Source organism: Natronolimnobius baerhuensis (assembly GCF_002177135.1).
Taxonomy (GTDB): domain Archaea; phylum Halobacteriota; class Halobacteria; order Halobacteriales; family Natrialbaceae; genus Natronolimnobius; species Natronolimnobius baerhuensis.
The window spans coordinates 330,360-349,739 of sequence record NZ_MWPH01000001.1 but is presented as its reverse complement, the minus strand read 5'-3'; the positions used below and the strand labels follow the sequence as shown (position 1 = coordinate 349,739).

The 19,380-nt window shown below is 61.4% G+C and carries 19 protein-coding genes; 12 read left to right on the top strand and 7 right to left on the bottom strand.

What is annotated here, in order from left to right; all coding sequences use genetic code 11:
• Positions 1 to 79: 79 nt before the first annotated feature.
• The 5 genes from B2G88_RS01740 (at position 80) to B2G88_RS01720 (ending at position 4,858) form a co-directional block, all read left to right on the top strand.
• Positions 80 to 280, top strand: coding sequence for a hypothetical protein (locus tag B2G88_RS01740; protein ID WP_140408810.1), 201 nt, complete (start codon positions 80 to 82; stop codon positions 278 to 280).
• Positions 267 to 638: a type II toxin-antitoxin system VapC family toxin gene (locus B2G88_RS01735; protein WP_087713810.1), complete on the top strand. Its 372-nt coding sequence runs from the start codon at positions 267 to 269 to the stop codon at positions 636 to 638. Before B2G88_RS01740 ends, B2G88_RS01735 begins: the two co-directional genes overlap by 14 nt.
• A 90-nt stretch (positions 639 to 728) precedes the next feature.
• Positions 729 to 2,033 (top strand): aspartate--tRNA(Asn) ligase, encoded by a 1,305-nt coding sequence (aspS, locus tag B2G88_RS01730; protein WP_087713809.1) that lies wholly within the window; start codon positions 729 to 731, stop codon positions 2,031 to 2,033.
• A gap of 300 nt (positions 2,034 to 2,333) precedes the next feature.
• Positions 2,334 to 2,759 carry a universal stress protein gene (locus tag B2G88_RS01725; protein WP_054863679.1) on the top strand — a complete coding sequence of 142 codons (426 nt, stop codon included), beginning with the start codon at positions 2,334 to 2,336 and terminating at the stop codon, positions 2,757 to 2,759.
• 92 nt (positions 2,760 to 2,851) lie between these two features.
• The gene (locus tag B2G88_RS01720) at positions 2,852 to 4,858 is read left to right on the top strand and encodes an AAA family ATPase (protein WP_087713808.1); all 2,007 of its coding nucleotides are present in this window, start codon (positions 2,852 to 2,854) and stop codon (positions 4,856 to 4,858) included.
• Here the strand turns inward: B2G88_RS01720 and B2G88_RS01715 are convergent, their stop codons facing one another.
• On the bottom strand, positions 4,859 to 5,257 hold the full coding sequence (locus tag B2G88_RS01715; RefSeq protein ID WP_054863674.1) for a DUF7576 family protein: 399 nt from the start codon (positions 5,255 to 5,257) through the stop codon (positions 4,859 to 4,861).
• Between the two features lie 153 nt (positions 5,258 to 5,410).
• Here B2G88_RS01715 and B2G88_RS01710 point away from each other — a divergent pair, with 153 nt between their 5' ends.
• From B2G88_RS01710 to B2G88_RS01695, 4 genes are all read left to right on the top strand, one after another.
• Entirely contained in the window at positions 5,411 to 6,238 is an 828-nt protein-coding gene (locus B2G88_RS01710) for a pantoate kinase (protein ID WP_054863690.1), read from the top strand.
• 213 nt (positions 6,239 to 6,451) lie between these two features.
• The gene (locus B2G88_RS01705; protein ID WP_087713807.1) at positions 6,452 to 9,391 is read left to right on the top strand and encodes a DUF1508 domain-containing protein; all 2,940 of its coding nucleotides are present in this window, start codon (positions 6,452 to 6,454) and stop codon (positions 9,389 to 9,391) included.
• A 155-nt stretch (positions 9,392 to 9,546) separates the two neighbouring features.
• On the top strand, positions 9,547 to 10,806 hold the full coding sequence (locus B2G88_RS01700; RefSeq protein WP_054863673.1) for an ABC transporter substrate-binding protein: 1,260 nt from the start codon (positions 9,547 to 9,549) through the stop codon (positions 10,804 to 10,806).
• Between the two features lie 7 nt (positions 10,807 to 10,813).
• On the top strand, positions 10,814 to 11,158 hold the full coding sequence (locus B2G88_RS01695) for a hypothetical protein (RefSeq protein WP_054863672.1): 345 nt from the start codon (positions 10,814 to 10,816) through the stop codon (positions 11,156 to 11,158).
• A 456-nt stretch (positions 11,159 to 11,614) separates the two neighbouring features.
• Here the strand turns inward: B2G88_RS01695 and B2G88_RS01690 are convergent, their stop codons facing one another.
• The 3 genes from B2G88_RS01690 to B2G88_RS01680 are packed head-to-tail and all read right to left on the bottom strand — an operon-like array spanning position 11,615 to position 14,709.
• The gene (locus B2G88_RS01690) at positions 11,615 to 12,586 is read right to left on the bottom strand and encodes a carbohydrate ABC transporter permease (RefSeq protein ID WP_054863671.1); all 972 of its coding nucleotides are present in this window, start codon (positions 12,584 to 12,586) and stop codon (positions 11,615 to 11,617) included.
• Positions 12,587 to 12,588: 2 nt separating this feature from the next.
• On the bottom strand, positions 12,589 to 13,554 hold the full coding sequence (locus B2G88_RS01685) for a carbohydrate ABC transporter permease (RefSeq protein ID WP_087713806.1): 966 nt from the start codon (positions 13,552 to 13,554) through the stop codon (positions 12,589 to 12,591).
• Positions 13,555 to 13,560: 6 nt separating this feature from the next.
• Positions 13,561 to 14,709, bottom strand: a complete 1,149-nt coding sequence (locus B2G88_RS01680; protein ID WP_087713805.1) for an ABC transporter ATP-binding protein — start codon at positions 14,707 to 14,709, stop codon at positions 13,561 to 13,563.
• A 224-nt stretch (positions 14,710 to 14,933) separates the two neighbouring features.
• On the opposite strand from B2G88_RS01680, the gene B2G88_RS01675 reads away from it, so the two are divergent.
• The gene (locus tag B2G88_RS01675; RefSeq protein ID WP_054863670.1) at positions 14,934 to 15,710 is read left to right on the top strand and encodes a 4-phosphopantoate--beta-alanine ligase; all 777 of its coding nucleotides are present in this window, start codon (positions 14,934 to 14,936) and stop codon (positions 15,708 to 15,710) included.
• Positions 15,711 to 15,724: 14 nt separating this feature from the next.
• On the opposite strand, the gene B2G88_RS01670 is transcribed toward B2G88_RS01675, so the two are convergent.
• From B2G88_RS01670 to B2G88_RS01660, 3 genes are all read right to left on the bottom strand, one after another.
• Positions 15,725 to 16,579 carry a DUF4870 domain-containing protein gene (locus B2G88_RS01670; protein ID WP_087713804.1) on the bottom strand — a complete coding sequence of 285 codons (855 nt, stop codon included), beginning with the start codon at positions 16,577 to 16,579 and terminating at the stop codon, positions 15,725 to 15,727.
• Positions 16,580 to 16,642: 63 nt separating this feature from the next.
• Positions 16,643 to 17,245: a helix-turn-helix domain-containing protein gene (locus B2G88_RS01665; RefSeq protein ID WP_087713803.1), complete on the bottom strand. Its 603-nt coding sequence runs from the start codon at positions 17,243 to 17,245 to the stop codon at positions 16,643 to 16,645.
• Positions 17,246 to 17,370: 125 nt separating this feature from the next.
• Positions 17,371 to 18,021 (bottom strand): hypothetical protein, encoded by a 651-nt coding sequence (locus B2G88_RS01660; RefSeq protein WP_087713802.1) that lies wholly within the window; start codon positions 18,019 to 18,021, stop codon positions 17,371 to 17,373.
• A gap of 122 nt (positions 18,022 to 18,143) precedes the next feature.
• Here B2G88_RS01660 and B2G88_RS01655 point away from each other — a divergent pair, with 122 nt between their 5' ends.
• On the top strand, positions 18,144 to 18,326 hold the full coding sequence (locus B2G88_RS01655; RefSeq protein WP_087713801.1) for a hypothetical protein: 183 nt from the start codon (positions 18,144 to 18,146) through the stop codon (positions 18,324 to 18,326).
• 66 nt (positions 18,327 to 18,392) lie between these two features.
• On the top strand, positions 18,393 to 19,373 hold the full coding sequence (locus B2G88_RS01650; protein ID WP_087713800.1) for a tyrosine--tRNA ligase: 981 nt from the start codon (positions 18,393 to 18,395) through the stop codon (positions 19,371 to 19,373).
• The last annotated feature ends 7 nt before the right edge of the window (positions 19,374 to 19,380 follow it).

The following is a 19,380-nucleotide window of genomic DNA, read 5'->3' as shown; positions in this document are numbered from 1 at the left end:
TCGCGTGAGCAGAATCTCCCATACTGTGAGTCGATCATACAACATTTATGATGATGGCATTCCTATGACGGAGCGTTCAATGGGAGACGAGACTCACGCTGACAGTGACGAAAACCCGCTCCGCGAACTGATCGGGTTCGTCGAGGGGGACGAACTCGAGGCAGTCAAACGCGAATCACACATATTCCGCTCGAAACTTCGGGGCGAGAACGACCAGCGCCCGCAAACCGTCGACCAACTTAAATCAGAACTACTCGGAGGCGACGATGGTTCTGCTTGATAGTACGTTCCTGATCGACCTGTTCGACGAGGACGACGACGCAATCGCCGCCCTCGAGACATTCGACTGGCGCGATGCCTCCGTCTCGCTGATCACGGTCACGGAGGTCAGACGCGGCCTTCCGGAAGAGAAAATCGAAGAGTTCGACTCGATTCTTCGCGAGGTCGGCGTCGTTCAGTACACCATCGACGAAGGCCACTGCGCACTGCAGGAGCACAAACGACTCACCGAGGACAAAAAATCCGTCGACAACCTCGATCTGATGGTCGCTGCGACAGCAATCGTCGCCGACGAGCCAATTCTGACTCGAGAGCCTGAGACGTACGAGCCAACGCAAGCCCAGACCCAGTCGTACTAACTCGACGCACTCGAGTGAGCACGAGACTGCGACACACGCTGGCGAGGCCGAACGATTGCGCTTAAGTTCCGCCTGCGTGAAACAGTGCGTATGCAGGATAGAACCTACACTGCGGACGCCGAGCCAGGCGACGACGCAACCGTCGCTGGGTGGGTCCACGAGATCCGCGACCTCGGCGGCATCGCCTTTCTGATTCTCCGCGATACGACCGGGAAAATCCAGGTCAAATTCGAGAAAGACGAGATGGACGATGAACTCGTCGAGACCGGTCTCGACGCCGCCCGCGAGAGCGTCGTCAAAGTCTCCGGCGCAGTCGAGGAAGAACCACGCGCGCCAACCGGCGTCGAAGTGACCCCCGAGTCGCTCGAGGTCATCGCGCCCGCTGACCCCGAACTGCCACTCGACCCCTCCGGCAAGGTCGACGCCGAACTCTCGACGCGACTGGACAACCGGACACTCGACCTCCGCAAGGACGAGGTCCAGACGGTCTTCGAAATCCGCTCGGACGTTCTGCGCGCCGTTCGCGACCAGTTCCGCGACTTCGAGTGTACGGAGATCAACACGCCGAAGATCGTCGCGACCGGAACCGAAGGCGGTACGGAACTGTTCCCGATCACGTACTTCGGTGAGGAGGCCTTCATGAACCAGTCGCCACAGCTGTTCAAACAGCTGATCGCGGGCTCGAGCGTCGAGCGCGTCTTCGAGATCGGCCCGATCTTCCGCGCGGAAGAACACAACACGCCGCGACACCTGAACGAGGCGACCTCGATTGACTTCGAGGGCGCATTCTGCGATCACACCGACGCGATGGATGTCGCCGAAGGCGTCGTCAAGTCGGCCTACGAAGCCGTCGAGGAACAGTACGGCGACACACTCGAGGACCTCGACCTCGCTGAGGACTTCGAGGTTCCAGAGGGCGACTTCCCACGCATTTCCTACGAGGAAGCACTCGAGCGCATCAACGCGACGGGCGAACTCGACGAGCAACTCGTCTGGGGCGACGACCTCTCGACGCCAGCCGAGGAGGCGCTCGGACAGGACGTCGGCGGCCACTACTTCATCACGGACTGGCCAAGCGAGATCAAGCCGTTCTACATCAAGGACCACGACGACGATCCGGACCTCTCGACTGGCTTCGACCTGATGCACCCGCGCATGGAACTGGTCTCCGGTGGCCAGCGTGAACACCGCCACGAGAAGCTCATCGAGGGCTTCGAACAGCAGGGTCTCGACCCGAGCGAGTTCGAGTACTACACGAAGATGTTCAAATACGGCATGCCGCCCCACGCCGGCTTCGGCCTCGGTGGCGAGCGCCTCATCATGACGATTCTCGGGCTGGACAACATCCGAGAGGCTGTTCTCTTCCCGCGAGATCGTCAACGTCTGAGTCCGTAGGACGAAGTCTCTGAGAGCTAGCAAGTCGTTGCGAGTGGGAACGAGCAACGTCTTGCGAGATCGCCAACGTTTGAGTCCCTGATGAAGATTTGAGAGTCTTGCAGTCTCTGAGGGGCAGCAAGGCTCGAGCGGTGCGTGGTTTGAGTGTAACGAGAACCACGACAGCGAACGGCAAAGCCGTGAGCGACACCCATATTTTGCAGAAACTCCCCCCGAAAGTAGCGACGCGACTGCTGTCTAGACGCACGATGTGAGCGGAACCGCGCCAAGGACTATCAGCGAGGCACCCCTATATCGACTATGACAACACGAGTACTCGTTCCGATGGACGGCTCGGAGCAGGCGGAAACCGCCCTCGAGCACGCCTTCGAGTTCCACCCTGATGCCGAGATTACGGTGTTACACGTCGTCGAACTCGAGGGATCAACGCTCGAGGTCAGTGACGGGATTGGGTTCGACAGCGACGTACAACAGGGCATGGAGAACCGGGCCGAGGCGGTGTTCGACCGGGCACAAGAACTGACTGCCAACGCGGGTCACGAGGGGGTGCTCGAGACGAAGATGGGGATTGGCGATCCGACGCGGTCGATCATCGACGCCGCAGACGACGTCGATCTGATCGTGATCGGCAGCGAGGGAAGACACGGCGCAGCACGATTACTGCTCGGGAGCGTCGCAGAAACGGTTGCTCGGCGCGCGCCGGTACCGGTGACAATCGTCCGGTAAGCGACTCTCGAGCTTGCTATCGTCGCCACCGCAGATCAATTATCGAACCTCTCACCAGAACTATTTTGGTGGATTCGTTTCACATAGCAGTAATGACCAGTTTGACACCGGCGCTGCTCACCGACGCGAGTGCGCTCGTTCCCGGTTCGACCGCATTTCTCGCGGTCGTGTTGATGGCCGGAACGGTCGCACTCGTGCTTCGGACGGTCTCGTGGGCGGTCGCCGCACAGGCGGATCGGCTGTTTTTGGGTGCCGCGTACGTCGTCGGCGTCGGCGGCTTCGTCGCGACCGGCGACGCTGCGCTCGTGTTCGCACCACCAGCGCTGACGCTGGCCTGGCAGTTCGTCGGCCGACACACGGACGGGGCGACACAGACGCGCCAGATTCAGGGAGCGCCGGGCGAGGGCGGCCACGGATCGAACCCTCGAGGCGACAGCGAGGACGAAACTGGAACCGCACTTGCGGGCGACGACCTCGAGACAGAGCCGCCGGGACACGACTTCTCGGACGTCGGCGGAATGATGGAGTTGAAGGAAACGCTCCACGACCGGGTGATCGACCCGCTAACGCGCGAGGACGTCTACGACTACTACGGAATCGGGACGGTCAACGGCGTCCTCTTTCACGGGCCGCCGGGCTGTGGCAAGACGTTCGTCGCGAGCGCGCTCGCGGCCGAGACAGACTACAACTACCTCGAGGTCACGCCCTCAGATATCACGAGCAAGTACATCGGCGAGGCTGCTGATAACGTCGCGACGCTGTTCGAGACGGCCCGCGAGAATGAGCCCTGTCTCGTCTTCATCGACGAAATCGATGCCATCGCGGGCGACCGCTCGGGTCGGATGGCAAACAGCGAACAGCAGATGGTCAATCAACTCCTTACGGAACTCGAGTCACAGACTGACGCCGATATCGTCGTCTTCGCGGCGACGAACTACGTCGAGGATGTCGACGACGCCATCCTGCGCTCGGGTCGATTCGATGAGCGCATCGAGATCCCGCCGCCGGACCGGCGGGCACGTCTCGAGATGCTTCGGCTCGAACTCGCCGATGCGCCGGTCGCCGACGAGGTGAGTCTCGAGGCCATCGCCGAGGCGACAGCGGGCTACGCCTCGAGTGACGTCACGCTCGTTGCGGACGTGGCGATCCGACACGCAATCGCTGATGAGTCGCCGGTCGAACAGGGTCACCTCCAGCAGGCACTCGAGGAAATCGACACCAGCATCGCGGGCTGGCTGGATCGCTACGAGGATCACTTCGACGAGGATCTGGGGCGCTCATCGGCCGACGATCCCGTTCCCTTCGATGCGTTAGCAGGGATGGACGAGTTGACGGCCCAACTCGAACGGCGGGTTCTCGAGCCGGTTCGAAATCCCGACGGCTACGAACGGTACGCGGTGCCTGCGGTCGACGGCGTCCTGTTGTACGGCCCGCCCGATGCAGGGAAAACATCGCTCGCACAGTCGCTCGCCGCGGAACTGAATCGGCCAATTGTCGAACTCAGTGTTGGTCGCTTCCATCAGGAGGGCGTCGATGAGCCAGCCGACCGCGCGGCCGATATTCTCGAGGATGCCCGGTCGCTCGCCCCGTGCGTACTCATACTGGATGATCTCGACGAACTCGCGCCCGCGTCCAGTGGCTCAAGAGACACTAGACGAGTGACAACGCGCCTCGAGACGCTGCTGCCGACGCTTGGTGACGATGTGCTCGTCGTGGCAACGGCGCGCAGCGTCGATGGCGTCAACATCGACGTCCTGCATGCGGGAACCTTCGACGAGCGAATCGAGGTGCCGCCACCGGATGGGACGACGCGCGCAGCGATTCTTGCCGACTCGCTCCCCGAGGGATTCTTGCACGCAGAGATGGATCTCGAGGCGGTCGCCGAGGCGACGGCTGGCTTTAGCATTCGGGACGTTCGCCATCTCGCCGGACGGGTCGCTCGCGAGGCGCTTCGACGGGAGGAACAAATTACGACAGACCGACTCGTCGCCGAGGCGGACGCCATCGAGGCGACGCTTGCGGGCTGGCACGAATCCGCTGGCCAACGCGGCGGGATGGGACTCTCCGAGATACCCGACGTGATCGAGCGCCAGCGCTGATCAGCGACAGTACGACCAGTCCTGTGGGCTGTGGCGGTCGGACTCACTCGAGGCGGTTGCTTCGTCCGCAGTTGTCGACCCACTAGGAGCATCGTCCGGGAGACAACTCTCGCTACAGTAGTGGGCCTCGAGCGTCGCCGCGCCATCGGTGATCAGCCAACTGAGTCGGTACTCGCGCGGACCAATCGCTGTGCCACAACTTCGACAGCGATCTGACTGGGGCTCGAGCCGATCAGAGTCCATCGATAGCGAGCCGTCAGCAACCGTCGTGTCGTCGGTGTCTGCGTGTGTCTCGACGCCGTCGCTCACCGCCTCCACCGTCGCTTCGTGCTTGAGGTGGCTTCCAGTCTCGAGGAGGCTGGCGGCGTCGGTCGTGGTCGAATCGGGGTCTGAGTTCATACGCATCCTCCAACGGAGTGACATAAATACAATACCATGACCTTCACTGCGTGATGAGAGTCCGTTGGCCCAACACGAACGGTGATCGGAGCCGACGCCGGAGCGAGGGGCGAAATCTTCACTGTTATACCGTTCGGTCCGAAACGGCAGGTAATGCGCGACGAGGCGACTGCGTTCGTTCCCGGCCACATCACGGGCTTTTTCAGCGCCCACCCGGACGACGACCCGACGAAAGCCGGCTCTCGAGGAGCGGGCCTCACGCTCACTGATGGGGTGACGGTGACGGTTGAACCGGCAGCGGAGACGACAATCGCGCTCGACGGCGAGTCACTCGAGATCGAACCCGTGACGACCGTCCTCGAGACGCTCGAAGCGACGGCTCGCGTCGAGGCCGAATCGGAGCTGCCGCTTGGGTCTGGCTTTGGCGTGTCAGGCGCGATGGCGCTTGGAACCGCGCTCGCGGCAAATCGCGTTTTCGAACGCACGCTCTCGATGAACGAACTCGTGACGATTGCCCACGGCGCGGAGGTGCAAGCTGGCACCGGCCTCGGCGACGTGGTTGCACAGGCCCACGGCGGTATTCCGATTCGACTCGAGCCTGGTGGCCCACACGAGAATACACTCGATGCAATCCCAGCGCGCGCTCGCGTCGAGTACGTCACGTTCGGCGAACTCTCGACGGCCGACGTGCTCTCGGGGGAGACCGACCAACTGACGGACGCCGGGAAAGAAGCACTCTCTCGAGTCGTCAAAGAACCGACTCTTCTATCCTTTATGTATGCATCCCGACTGTTCGCGCGGGAGGCTGGATTGGTGACCGAGCAAGTCGCCAGAACGATTGGCGATGTCACGGACGTCGAGGGACAGGCCTCAATGGCGATGCTCGGCGAAACAGTGTTCGCACTCGGGACGGGCCTTTCCGATGCCGGCTACGATCCGAACGTCTGTGCGACGCATCCGGCAGGGGCGATGTTGCAGTAAGAACGGACCCTGATCGCCACAATCAGTCGTTTTCAACGGATAGTGCAGCGATAGAGTGGAACCGCCACAACTCAGTCAGTACAGTTTCGTCTGGTGATTGCTGTAGTTCACAGGAGGCCGAGACGCGAATACATCTCTCAGAACACATAATTTAGCAAACTCGAGGCCGAACCTTTATCATATTACGTTCGAGTTATGCACTCGAATTTACGAATGTCATTCACGAGCGAAATCAATCGCCGGCTCTACCGACTGTACGAACACTATGTCGGAGAACCGGATTCGGGGAAGGATGTGTACGGGTACTGGTTGTTTATTTTGGGGTATGCAATCGCGGCGGCGGCGCTGATCACGTTCGTCATCGGATACGCAGGCGGCGTCACTGAGGAGGCGATTATCAGGATTTCGGGCACCGCAGCAGCGACAAGCCTGGCGATTTGCCTGTTCGGCATCGGACTGATGCTGCCGGTTCGAAAACGCGGGATTCAGGCGAGTTTCGTCGGTCTCCTCGTTGCCCTCGGCGGCGTTGGCTGGTTCGCTTCTGTGTACCCACACGATTGGCGACACCTCGGTCAGGGACTTGACGTCGAAGTAATCGTCGTCTACACGGCAGGGATTGCGATTATTGCGGGTGTAATGGCGCTCGTGCCCGTCCTGACGGGACGGAAAGGACTGTTCGTCGAAGAGGAAGGGGCAACGGACGATCCGCCGATTTTGACGGGGAACGCGCTCGAGGACGCCCAGTTTGCCGTGTTCCGAGACGAGAACGGCGATTGGAAGTGGAACGTGCTTCACCGGGAGGCGCTGGCGACGAGTGATGGCAGTGCCGTGACGCGACCGGAAGCACGTGAGGGAATCGAGCGCGTCAAGTCCCAGATTAGTTCCGCGGGACTGATGGAACTGACGACCTCGGCGTTCCGGCTATACGAGGGTCGAGATGGCACCTGGCAGTGGACGCTTGCTCGCGATGACGGCAGCGTCGTCGGTGCCTGTAGCGGCGAGTTCGCCGAGCGAGATGGGGCAGAAGAGTCGGTGAGTTTCCTGAAAGACCGCGGCCCAGAGGCAGACGTCATCGAAATCGAAGGCGCTGCGTTCACCTACACCGAAGAACGCGACCACTGGTACTGGCAACTGGTCGACGACGACCACACCGTTTTGGCGACTAGCGACGAGAGTCACGCGGATCAGGCCGGTGCCGAGGAGGCTGCTCGAACGTTCGCTGAACAGGTCGAACAGGCTCGAGTGCTCGATATCGAACATCTCGGTGTCGAACTGTACGAGCGAGATGAAGGCTGGACGTGGCGATTTGTCGACGACACCGACACCGTCATGGCGACTGCGACAGCGACCTACGATGCTCGCCGTGATGCAGAGGAAGCCGCCGAGACGCTGTTGCCAGATCTCGGTTCGGCACCCGTGACAGTTGCTGGCGAACCGACGTATGAACGCTATCAATCCGGCGAACAGTGGCAGTGGCGACTCGTCGACAGTGCCGAACGCATCGTTGCTCGCTCACCGGACGGTCATGCGAATCACGCGATTGCGAGCGAGGAAACCGACACGTTCGCCGAACACGCAACCGACGCGGACGTCGTCGAAATCGATGGCGCAGAGTACGAACTCTACCCCGCTGGTGAGATGTCACTCGGCGACGGGATGACGCCAGACGATGACCTTCCAGCGGCGGCCGATTCGCCGACAGCGACGACCGACGGCGGCGTCACGCTCGAGCATAACGACGAGGACATAGAGCCACAGTCGCCGTGGCAGTGGCGACTCGTCACCGAAGAGCGAGACGTTATTGCAGCGAGCAATGAGCGCCACATGGGCACGGAAACGGCGAAAGACGCCATTCAGCGCATGCGCGAGCAGGCCAGCGAAGCGGATCTGATCGAGTTCGAAAACGCAGCGTTCCAGGTCTACGAAGCCGATGACAGCGAGTGGCGCTGGCGGCTCATCGACGAGGACGGCAACGTCTTGGCTGACAGCGGCGAAGAGCACACAAGCCGCGGCGAGGCCGCCGAGGCCATGATGACGCTCAAAGAGCAGGCACCCGACGCCGAACTGCTCGAGATCGAAACGGCCGCGTTCGAACTGTTCGTCAACGATGACGACGAGTGGGGCTGGCGGCTCATCGACGAGGGCGGCAAACTCGTCGCCGAAGATCCGACGACCCATCCGACCCGCAGCGCCGCTCGAGAGGCAATGAACCGACTGCTCGAGCACCTCGAGTCCGACGTGCGAACGATGGACGACGCCATCTTCCAACTCTCGGCCGCCGAGGACTGGCACTGGCGATTCGTCTTGCCGTCGGGCGAGACCGTGGCCGTCGACGACGAACCACATCCAACTCGGGACGAACTCACCGAGCGAGTTCCAGAGATCAAACAGGCCGCCGCAAGGGCACGTGGCTGTACGATTGGCGACGCGACTGCCCAACTCTACGAAAGCAGCGGCTGGCACTGGCGCGTCCTCGACCGCGACCGCGAGGAAATCGCCGACTCGAACGTCTCCTACGACACGCGTGAAGACGCTCGCGAGCGCGTCGCAGCGCTCACTGACCACGCCGAATCGGCACCGATCTTCACAATTGAAGACACTGTCGTCCGACTCGAGCAAGACGGCGATACTGCGGCGAGCGACGACGATAGCGAAGGTGGCTGGCGGTGGAGCCTCATCAGTGCTGACCGTGAGGTTGTCGCTGGCTCGGCCGACACTGAGGCGACGAAAGACGACCTCTATACGGTCGTCGAGGACGTCCGCCAGCTCGCGCCGATGGCCGGCCGTGTCGACTTCGACGTCGCGTCGTTCGAACTCGTTGCCGACGAGGACGACCGCTGGCAGTGGCGCTTGCTCGATGCTGATGGCCGTGGGGTCGCAACCGGCACGGAAACGTACGAGTCGAACGACCGCGCCCGCGAGGCACTCGAGAACGTCCGTGAGCTGATCGACTCGGCGAGCATCCTCGAGATCGATAGCGTCTCCTTCGAGTTGCACACAGCCGAGGATGGCTGGGTCTGGCAGCTAATCGACGAGTACGGCTCGACGATGGCTGAGAGCACCCAGACCTACGAGAGCCGCACGGACGCCCGCGAGGCGATGAACGACGTCAAGAGCCACGCACCGAACGGCTGGATCACGTTCACCGAGTAACGCGAGACGTCAGCAATCGTTTTTTCGAGTTGTTTGGGTCGACGGAACGTGACCCGACTTGTTGCAGACGTGTGAGGTGGGACTGACAGTACACGTAACTGTACATACAGTATCATGTGTGAAACCATTAAGGATATGATCGGCATACGGCTGGTATGGGCGAGAATAACGCACCTATCGGCCGACGAACGGTCCTTCGAGGAGCAGGCGGCGGACTCGTTGTACTGACTGGTCTGGGAAGCGCTGGCGGGGTAAGCGCACAGGAAGCGATCACGGTCACTGCGGTCTGGACCGATGACGAAGAGGAGGACTTCCTCGCCGTCGTCGACTACGCCGAAGACGAGACCGGCCTCGAGATTTCGTATGCGCCTCGAGACACCGAGACCCTCCTGACGGAGACGCTCATGGACTACGAGGTCGGCGTCGCAACCGCTGATATCGTCGTCCTCCCGACTGAAGGGCGTGTCCAACGGGACGGCGCCGCCGGCCACCTCGAGCCACTCGGGGATCTCTGGGACGAAGACGACTACGCGACCGACTACAGCGCGGTCGAAGTCGACGGCGAAGTGTACGCCGCACCCTTCGGCGGGGACATCAAACCCGGCTTCTGGTACCGACCGTCGTTTTTCGACGAACACGACCTCGAGGAGCCCGAGGACTACGACGAGTTCGTCGACCTGCTCGACGAAATCGACGATATCGACGGCGTCGAAGCGCCATTGGCGTCGGGCAACGGCGACGGCTGGCCGTTGAGCGACGTCGCGGAGGCGTTCATCCTCCGGCAGGACGATGGGGCCGAACTGCAACTCGATCTCATCGAGGGCGACGCCTCGTTTACTGACGACCGCGTCGTCACCGCCTTCGAGGAGTTACAGGAACTGCTCGAGGAGGGCTACTTCAGCGAAGTGCGGGACTTCGGCGTCCAGTACGAGTTCTTCTGGGAAAACGAGATTCCGCTGTACTTCATGGGCTCGTGGACGCCCGCCTTCGGCGCAATCGAAGACCCCGAGGATCTGGACTACTTCATGCTCCCTGGGTCGGAGGCCATGGTGACGAGCATCAACTGGTTTACCGTGCCCGCGTACGCACCCGACGTCGACGCCGCAACTGATGCCGTCGAGGCGATCATCTCACCCGACGGGCAGGAGGTCTGGACCGAACGCGGCGGGTTCGTCCCCACCGCACTCGACGTGCCCGACGACGCCTTCGACCTCGAGGTGATGCAAGATATCTCCGAGCAGGCAGACGAGGTCGAACTCGTCCCCGACTTAGATGACGCACTCGGCGATCCGTTCCAGGCGGAGTTCTGGTCGCAACTGCTCGGCCTCTGGGCGGAACCCGAACAGGACGTCGAACCGATGCTCGAGTCGCTCGACGACGTGTTACAGGAAACCGTCGGCGAGGACGAGACCTAATCAACCCGTGGCGACACCCACCGACGGCAGCGACGGCGATGGAAGCGAGCAGTCGGGATCGGAGTCGGCCACTGGCGACCGCCGTGGCCCCCTCGAGTCGCTCGTCATCGTCGGACAAGAAATTCGTCGCAGTAGTGCCAACGCCGTCGCCGTCGACTTCCTGTACGTGTTCACGATGGCGTTTTTCGCGACGCTCGCGATTCGGGGCACCTGGCCGGCGCTCATCGCGTTGCTCCCAATCGCCGTCTTGCTCTCGTTCGCGTGGATGTCCTCACGCCTGTTTTTCATCACGAACGTGCTCGTGATCGGTGTGACAGTGGCCGTGACTCGAGCCGGGTACATGCCGCTGTAGCGGACGCTAGCCATATCGGAACCGTCGCAAAAGTGGGTGTCGACGGATCAGCTTTGGCTCGTATGCCATTATTTATACAGGATTTCTGTCTCGAATAGAACGTGGTCATTGACCACCCACGCACGCTGCGTGGTAACAAAACGACAGCAGTGGAGGTGAGAACGGATACCTCCTGAACTTCGCGCGGCCCTTGCGACTGGCGGCGTGACCCTGCTGACACAGGGGAACGCATTCGGTTGGCTGCTCGTCGCCATCGCAATCGCCGCACCGTCCGATGAGTCGCCTGACGAGTAACGCTGGTCGCTGACACGGCCAGCCCTATTTTATGTGTTTCTGCCAGGCGACTGATTCTGTAATCGACCGACGTGTATATCTATCAGTGTAGAGGGCAAAAGTGTTACTGTGGTGCTGTGATCTATCCCTCGTTTCGAGCACAACAACGTCTCGAGTCGACACTCAATCCGCCACGGCAGCCACCATTCCGCGCGTGTAGTAACGCTGGAGCACCAGAAACAGAATAACTGGCACTGCCATCGTCATAATCGAGCCAGCAGCGATCATCCCCCACTCGACCTGGACGCGTCCGCTCATCAGCGGGAGCACCTGTGGCGCGAGATAGAGTTCCGGCGAGCGCATGAACACCAGCGGGAAGAAAAAGGCGTTCCAGACCCAAGTGAACTGAATCACCGCAACCGAGACGAGCGCCGGGGTCGACAGCGGCAGGATGATCGTCCGGAAGATCTGGTAGCGAGATGCCCCGTCGATCTTCGCAGCCTCCTCGAGTTCTTTCGGAATGCCAAGTAGGAAGTTGCGCAAGAACAGCACGACCCAGCCAAGGCCCCAGCCGATGTGGATCAGAATCAGCCCCATGTAGGTGTCGAACAGGCCGATATCGCGCAGGGCGTTGTAGTTGCCCATCGCGACGAGTTCCGGCGGCGCGGCCATCACGAGCAAGATCAGGAAAAACAGCGTCGTCTTCAGCGGGAACTCGAAGCGAGCGAACGGATACGCCGCCATCACGCCGAGTAGCATGACGACTAACACTGCCGGAATCGTCACGATGAACGTGTTGAGCAGCGCCTGGCTCATCGGTGCCGTGCTGTAGTTCCACGCGCCGTAGTAGTTCTCGAGCGTGAGGGTCATTCCCTCGACGTGCCACCAGCCGCCGATGATCTCCGAGAGCGGCCGGAACGAGGCCATGAGCAAGCCGATGAAGGGAACGATCCAGAGGAGTGCAATGGAAATCGCGAGGATGTACTTGAGCGTGCGTCGTTTCGTTGGGATGGCGTCGGCGAGTCGCTCCTGCCACGTGAGATCCGCTGCTGGAGCCGTCTCGGGGATGTCTTCGACGCGCAGATAGCGGTCTGTGCCCGCCGTGTCTGAATCTGGACCGGTGCCAGTCGGCTCGAGTGGGTCGTCGTTACTCATGATTATCTCATCCGTGCGATGTACAGCGCGAGCGGGGCGACGATGAACAGTTGCAACAGGGCAACGACCATCGCCATCCCGTAGTCGATTTCCGGCCGGAAGGCCGCGCGATACACCTCGATGCCGAGGACCGAGTAGGCGTGATTCGGCCCGCCTGCTGCGCCGCCGGCGGCGTAGACGATGTCGAACATGCGCATCACCCAAATGATGCCCATAATGACGACGACGGCAGTCACCGGCCTGACCAGCGGCCAGATGATGTCGCGGAATCGCCGCCAGGGGCCAGCGCCGTCGACTTTGGCTGATTCGATCAGCGAGGGGTCAATCGCCGACAGCGACGAGCTATACAGCAGCATGCTGAAGCCGGTGTGGACCCAGATGCCGCCCGCGATGAGCGCGTAGATGGCGACCTGTGGTGACTGCGTCCAGTTGCGAACCCACTGCTCCTGACCGATCACTCGAAGTAACTCGTTGAAGATCCCTGCCTGCGGGTCGTAGATGAACAACAGCACCAGTCCGATGACGATTGGTGGGACGGTAAAGCCCGCAAACACCATCGCACGGAGGATTCGCCGCCCGCGCAGGTCTGCAAAGAGGAGTGCCAATCCTAGCCCAAGGAAGGTACTCGCCGGGACATGAATCACCACCCAGAGGAGGTTGTGCGTCAGCGCCCCCATCGGATACCGTAACTCGCGCATGTTCGACCAGTGGACGATGAGCGGATTAGTGAGCGAGTCAATCCAGTTGTCCAGCCCGACGAACTCACCCATCGTGAACGTCTCCCACGAGTAGAAACTGCCGACCGCCGAGTAGGCAATCGGCCCGACGGAAAAAATGCCAAACAGTGTCAGCCCAGGAATCAGAAATACCGCTATCGCGAGCGCTTTCTCCCGGTCGAACGACAGAATCGACCCCTCATCGCGGTCGGTATCGAACTCGAGGTCCTCGAGTCGGTCTCGGAAGCTCATCTCATCTCACCCGACCAGTTCGCCGGTTTCGTCGTACAGGTATGCATCGTCGTCCTCGAACGTCAGATAGACCGTGTCGCCGCGGCTGACTGTCGCCGTTGCCATTTTCGCGTTGACCAGTTGGTCGTTGACGGTGACGTTGATCAGGTCGTACTCGCCGAAGGGTTCGATGGTGTCGACGGTGCCCTCGAGTGCGTGACCAGTCGCCGGCGGCGACGTCGTCACCGTCAAATCCTCCGGGCGAACGCCGAGCGAGAGGTCGCCCGTCGCCTGAGAGGCGTCCGTGACCATGCCAGCCGAGCCCGCATCCGACTGGCCCGCTTCGACGACAGCTTCCTCACCCGATTGTGGGCTGGACTCCGCTGTCGATGCAATGCTCGTCAGGTCGACCGCTCCCGCCGAGCCGACCTCGAGCGAGCCGTTTCGGCGCTGGCCCTGAAAGAGATTCATCGGCGGCGAGCCGATAAACCGAGCCACCCAGGCCGTCCGCGGGCGCTCGTACAACTCGCCCGGCGGCGCAATCTGCTGGATCGTTCCCTTGTTCATCACGACGACCCTGTCGGCCATGCTCATCGCCTCCTCCTGATTGTGCGTGACGTAGACCGTCGTGACCTCGAGTTCGTTCTGGAGGCGTTTGAGTTCGATTCGCATCTCTTGACGGAGTTTGGCGTCGAGGTTCGACAGGGGCTCATCGAGCAAGAAGACGCTCGGCTCGCGAACGATTGCGCGAGCGAGCGCGACCCGCTGTCGTTGGCCGCCAGACAGGGCCCCCGGTTTCTTGTCGACCTGGCCTTCGATGTGAAGCAACTCGGTTACCTCCTCGACTTTCAGGTCGCGGTCGTTGGGGGACATCCCACGGACTTTCAGCGGATAGCCGATGTTTTCCGCGACCGTCATATGCGGATACAACGCGTAGTTCTGGAACACCATCGCGACGTTACGATCACTCGAGGAGCGCCCATCGACGCGTTCGTCGCCGAAGTAGATCGCTCCCTCCGAGGGCTGCTCGAGGCCCGCGATCAGCCTGAGTGCCGTGGTTTTCCCACACCCGGAGGGCCCGAGAAAGACGAGAAACTCACCGTCTTCGACCTCGAGATTGAGCTGATAGTTCGCGACGGTGTTTCCCGCATCGAAGTATTTGCTAACATTCTCCATGCGGACAGATGTCATGAGACACTCCTACGCCAGAATCATGCATTAAACCCGACCGTACCGCCCGTATTCTTGATATAACTATCTACCAGAGAACCAGTTTGGACCGACTGTTCAGCGAGAGCGAATGTCCGTGCAGGTGTCTCGAGAGCGCGGCGTCTATGGCGGAGACGCGCCTCGAGTGACGGATCGGTCGTCTTTTTATCGCCCCACGCCACCTCGCGAACGTGAGCGAGGACGAGACCGTTCCGGCCGACGTGACGCACGAGGAGGAGATTCCCGAGGACCACCCCCGCTATCAGGACCTGCTCACGCGCCACCGCATCGAGACGGGCGTCGAGAAAGGGATTACCCACCTCCAGGGGATGCACGCCGAAGGCCGGGGCAGCGCCTTCGATTACCTGCTTGGCGAGGAGACGATTCCGAGCGCCGACGCCGCAGAGCGCGCCGCAGCGGCGCATCTCCTTCTGGCTGACCACCCCGTGCTCTCGATCAACGGCAACGTCGCCGCACTCGTCCCCGGCGAGATGGTCGACCTAGCAGACGCGACCGATGCCGACCTCGAGATCAACCTCTTCAACCGGACTGACGAGCGCATCGCGGCCATCGCCGACCATCTTCGAGAGCACGGCGCGACGGAAGTAAAGGGCCTCGAGGCCGACGCCCGCATCCCAAATCTCGACCACCAGCGCGCGAAAGTCGACGCCGACGGCATCTACGAGGCTGACGTGGTGCTCGTCCCACTCGAGGACGGCGACCGCGCCGAAGCGCTCGAGGCAATGGGCAAAACGGAACTCGTGATCGACCTGAATCCGCTCTCGCGGTCGCCACAGGTTGCCGAAGTGCCAATCGTCGACAACATCATTCGCGCCGTGCCGAACATGGCGGCACATGCACAGGAGTTGGCCGACGCTGGAGAGGGCGAACTCGAGGGGATTATCGAAGCGTTCGACCGGGAAGAAGCGCTCGAGGAGGCAGAGGAACGGATTCGAAGCGGTCTCTAACAGGGAAGCAGATTCTACGACGCGCCAACCTGCCGATAGCGTCTGAGCAGGTAGATGAGTACGGTAACCCAGAGCGCGCCCGCGAACGCGTAAATCGCATCCCCGCCTGGATTTTCGGAGGTGAACTGGACGGCCGCGACGAGATAGGTGAACACGGCGACAATAGCTGGACCCCCAATGTACCACAGCCACTGTGGCTGCCACGACGTCCTCGCGGCAACGGATTGCATATCACGTACGAGTACACCCGGTGTGAGGACGGACGTAAGGAGTACCGCCAGTACGAGTCCGAAACCGACGACAAACAGTGGGTCGTTTTCCGTCCCCGACTCGAGGGCGAAAAACGCTCCCAGTAGCGGCGTGATAAGCAGGTGTGGGACGAGGACTCGCCACCAGCGACTATCGTCGCTAGTTCTCGCTGCGAGCCAGCCGACGAAATCTGGTGCAAGCGGGTAGGCCCATGCCGTCCCGAAGATTGCCTTCCCCATCGCAATCAGCCCGAAGGCGAAATTGACGAAAAAGAAAAGCGTCGATCCGAACATGATGATCGCCCCGCTGACGAGCAACGCCAGTCCGAGATACTGAACGGCCGACTCCTCTGGAAACACGGAATCAATCGTGATTGCGCCGCCGAGGAGTCCGAACATGACCGTGAAGACGCCGGTCACGATCACCTGCCAGTTGAACGCGTTCCGAGCGTTCTCGCGCGTGAACTCGTTCTCGGCGACCAGATAGACGAGTGCGGGGAGCATGACGCCAGTCCCGAGTCCGAGAACGTGGACGAAGATTCCCGAAAGCGTCCGCTCCTCGAGAATGCTCGGTCCTGGTTGTGTCGTCGATGCCGTCGGATGGTCGTGTTCGTTGGACATATGTTGGGTAGTGTGGGTGGCGATGTTCGCTGGCGTCGTGATTGATTGCAGTGGAATTCGAAGCTACTTCGATTCCGCTTTACTCGAGCGAACGCTGCTGACACGGATCCCATCCGTTCGGAGCTTCCTGACACCACGCTCGAGGATCAGCAGACCGGCACAGAGGACGAACAGGTTCCCTGAAACCTCCCAGTAGGCGTTCGAACTCTGGACGAGCAGGCCGCTTGCGATAAGCGGAGCCACGATTCCGATAGCGAAGAAGACGAGGCTCAACTGAAAGCCCGCGAGCACCAGCGTTCTGATCCCGGCCGGATTCCGCAGGCGGAGAAAGTCACCGACCGAAAGTGTTTCGAGCGGTGTCTCGTCTGCCAGGGCGTCTTTTCCTTCGGGGCTTAGTGGCCAATGTGAGTTGGGATGGTTGATGTAGTACAGCGTGATCGACTCCGGGTACGTATCGGCTGCGATGACGTCGATTTCGAGCAGTTCGTTCAGCCGAAGTCGAACGGTCTCTTTGCTCACGTCCGGGCGGACCCGTGCGCGGATCTGCTCGGCCGAAAAGTAGGGCCGGTCTGCCTCGAGCATCGTCTCGACGACGTGTCGCTGTGTTAACTTCTTGTTCAGGCCGTCGTCGATGCGGGTGTCGATCCAGGGAGGGAGCGAAGCCATCGCGCTAGTGGACTCATTTCGGCAAGGGGTGTTAAACCCACATTCGAATTTGGCGGCCGCCAAACGGCAATAAACAGTTTACTGAGGCCAATTTCAGGAGAGTTCCGCTGCCGGTGGAACCTCAGTCAGCGGTCGGCGATCCGCGGCGACACGCCATCGCGTTCGCCGTCGCGGTCGATATCGAGATCATCCTCGTCGTCCAGTTGCGGCACCCGCGAGCGGATCGCCGCGAACATGTCCTCGAACTGGTAGTATGACAGCGACAGGTACTCGCTCAGGCGGCGGCTCGCAGAGCTGTCGATTTCGTACTCGACTGCCGTTCCCTCGAGTTCGTCGCCGCCGTAGTCGGTGAGCCAGCGCCGAGCCAGTTCGACACCCAGATCGGCGTCGTAGCCCCGCGCGACGTAGTGTTTGTAGGGATGGCGAATCCACGAACACTCCCAGTGGGCGTAGACGTCGACGCCGGATTCGTCCTCGAGTTCGTGGAGGACGATGTGCAGTTGGTTGTCCGCGAGCGGCGACGCTCGCCAGACCCACGACCCCTCCGAGGTGTTGCCGTCCATCCGAACCTTCAGCGAGGCGATTGGGTTCCGGGAAAAGCCCAGTTTCTCGAGGATGTCCTCAAGGTCGGCTTCGGAACAGCGAGCCGTTAGGGCGTACTCTTTCGCTGTGGTGTGGCTGACGGCGTAGCCGCCGAACGTGCCCCGAAGCAGGTAGTGGATTTGCGGAATGAAGCTTCGCCGGACTGCGTTGATGAAATCCTCCGTGTACCCCATAGACGCCCCGAAGATACGGGCGCGAACCGGATGAGTGTACGGCAGGCAGGTCCCAATCTGTCACCGGCCAGGTACTCGAGGAGAGCCGAACGATTATTTCGATGCCGGACGAAGCGAGGGATATGCCATCACTCGAGCCACCGTGTTTGCGATCAAAACACGCCTCCGAAGGCGCAGCGAAGGGGGCGAAAGTCGGCGGTAAAGTCGGCGGCGTCGCCGGTCCGGCTGGCGGTGCCGTCGGGGCGGGCGTCGGCGCGGCGACGGGCTACCTCGCGGGATCGGCCCGAGACAAACTGCCGTTTTGAGCCGACCGACATGGTCGCACAGTTCAAGAACACATAAACCCGTCCGCTGATTTCACTCCGATACCAATGGATACCTACGACCTGATCATGCGAAACGCCGAGGAGGTCGTGACCGACGACGAAGTACGCGACCTTGCCACGGATGCCGACGGCAAACGCGCCTACGTCGGCTACGAGCCCTCCGGCGTGCTCCATCTCGGCCATCTCCTGACCGCGAACAAACTCATCGACCTCCAAGACGCCGGCATGGAGGTCGTCGTCCTCCTCGCGGACGTCCACGCCTACCTCAACGGGAAAGGCACCTTCGAGGAAATCCGCGAGACGGCCGAGCAGATGAAAGCCCAATTCATCGCCTACGGCCTCGAGGAGGACAACACCGAGTTCGTCTACGGGTCGGAGTTCCAACTCGAGGAGGACTACACCCTCGATCTGCACGAACTCGAGCTCGCGACGACACTCAACCGCGCCCAGCGTGCGATGGCCGAGATTCAGGGCGGCGAGACCGCAAAGGTGAGCCACGTCGTCTACCCGCTGATGCAGACGCTCGATATCGAGTACCTCGACCTCGATCTGGCCGTCGGCGGGCTCGACCAGCGCAAGGTCCACATGCTCGCTCGCGAGGAACTGCCCGAACTGGGCTACGACGTGCGTCCCGCACTCCACACGCCCATCGTCGCCGACCTCACCAGCGGCGAAGGCAAGATGTCCTCGAGCGAGGGCGTCACCATCTCGATGGAAGACTCGACCGCAGAACTCGAGGAGAAGGTCAACTCCGCGTTCTGTCCACCGACGCGCGAGCCGGAGGGCGACCTCGAGAATCCCGTCCTCGAACTGTTCGAGTACCACGTCTTCCCGCGCTTCGAGGAAATCGTCGTCGAGCGCCCCGAGGAGTACGGCGGCGACCTGACCTACGACGACTACGAGACGCTAGCGACGGACCTCGAGTCTGGTGAACTTCACCCCGCCGACGCGAAGGGAACGCTCGCGAGCTACCTCGATGAACTGATCGCACCGGGTCGCGAGAAGTTACTCGAGATTCGGGACTGATCGACCA

Bases quoted from the DNA above. Each gene is read 5' to 3' on its own strand.
- B2G88_RS01740 (WP_140408810.1), top strand. From the start codon at position 80: ATGGGAGACGAGACTCACGCTGACAGTGACGAAAACCCGCTCCGCGAA.
- B2G88_RS01735 (WP_087713810.1), top strand. From the start codon at position 267: ATGGTTCTGCTTGATAGTACGTTCCTGATCGACCTGTTCGACGAGGAC.
- aspS (WP_087713809.1), top strand. From the start codon at position 729: ATGCAGGATAGAACCTACACTGCGGACGCCGAGCCAGGCGACGACGCA.
- B2G88_RS01725 (WP_054863679.1), top strand. From the start codon at position 2,334: ATGACAACACGAGTACTCGTTCCGATGGACGGCTCGGAGCAGGCGGAA.
- B2G88_RS01720 (WP_087713808.1), top strand. From the start codon at position 2,852: ATGACCAGTTTGACACCGGCGCTGCTCACCGACGCGAGTGCGCTCGTT.
- B2G88_RS01715 (WP_054863674.1), bottom strand. From the start codon at position 5,257: ATGAACTCAGACCCCGATTCGACCACGACCGACGCCGCCAGCCTCCTC.
- B2G88_RS01710 (WP_054863690.1), top strand. From the start codon at position 5,411: ATGCGCGACGAGGCGACTGCGTTCGTTCCCGGCCACATCACGGGCTTT.
- B2G88_RS01705 (WP_087713807.1), top strand. From the start codon at position 6,452: ATGTCATTCACGAGCGAAATCAATCGCCGGCTCTACCGACTGTACGAA.
- B2G88_RS01700 (WP_054863673.1), top strand. From the start codon at position 9,547: ATGGGCGAGAATAACGCACCTATCGGCCGACGAACGGTCCTTCGAGGA.
- B2G88_RS01690 (WP_054863671.1), bottom strand. From the start codon at position 12,586: ATGAGTAACGACGACCCACTCGAGCCGACTGGCACCGGTCCAGATTCA.
- B2G88_RS01685 (WP_087713806.1), bottom strand. From the start codon at position 13,554: ATGAGCTTCCGAGACCGACTCGAGGACCTCGAGTTCGATACCGACCGC.
- B2G88_RS01680 (WP_087713805.1), bottom strand. From the start codon at position 14,709: ATGGAGAATGTTAGCAAATACTTCGATGCGGGAAACACCGTCGCGAAC.
- B2G88_RS01670 (WP_087713804.1), bottom strand. From the start codon at position 16,579: ATGTCCAACGAACACGACCATCCGACGGCATCGACGACACAACCAGGA.
- B2G88_RS01665 (WP_087713803.1), bottom strand. From the start codon at position 17,245: ATGGCTTCGCTCCCTCCCTGGATCGACACCCGCATCGACGACGGCCTG.
- B2G88_RS01660 (WP_087713802.1), bottom strand. From the start codon at position 18,021: ATGGGGTACACGGAGGATTTCATCAACGCAGTCCGGCGAAGCTTCATT.
- B2G88_RS01655 (WP_087713801.1), top strand. From the start codon at position 18,144: ATGCCATCACTCGAGCCACCGTGTTTGCGATCAAAACACGCCTCCGAA.
- B2G88_RS01650 (WP_087713800.1), top strand. From the start codon at position 18,393: ATGGATACCTACGACCTGATCATGCGAAACGCCGAGGAGGTCGTGACC.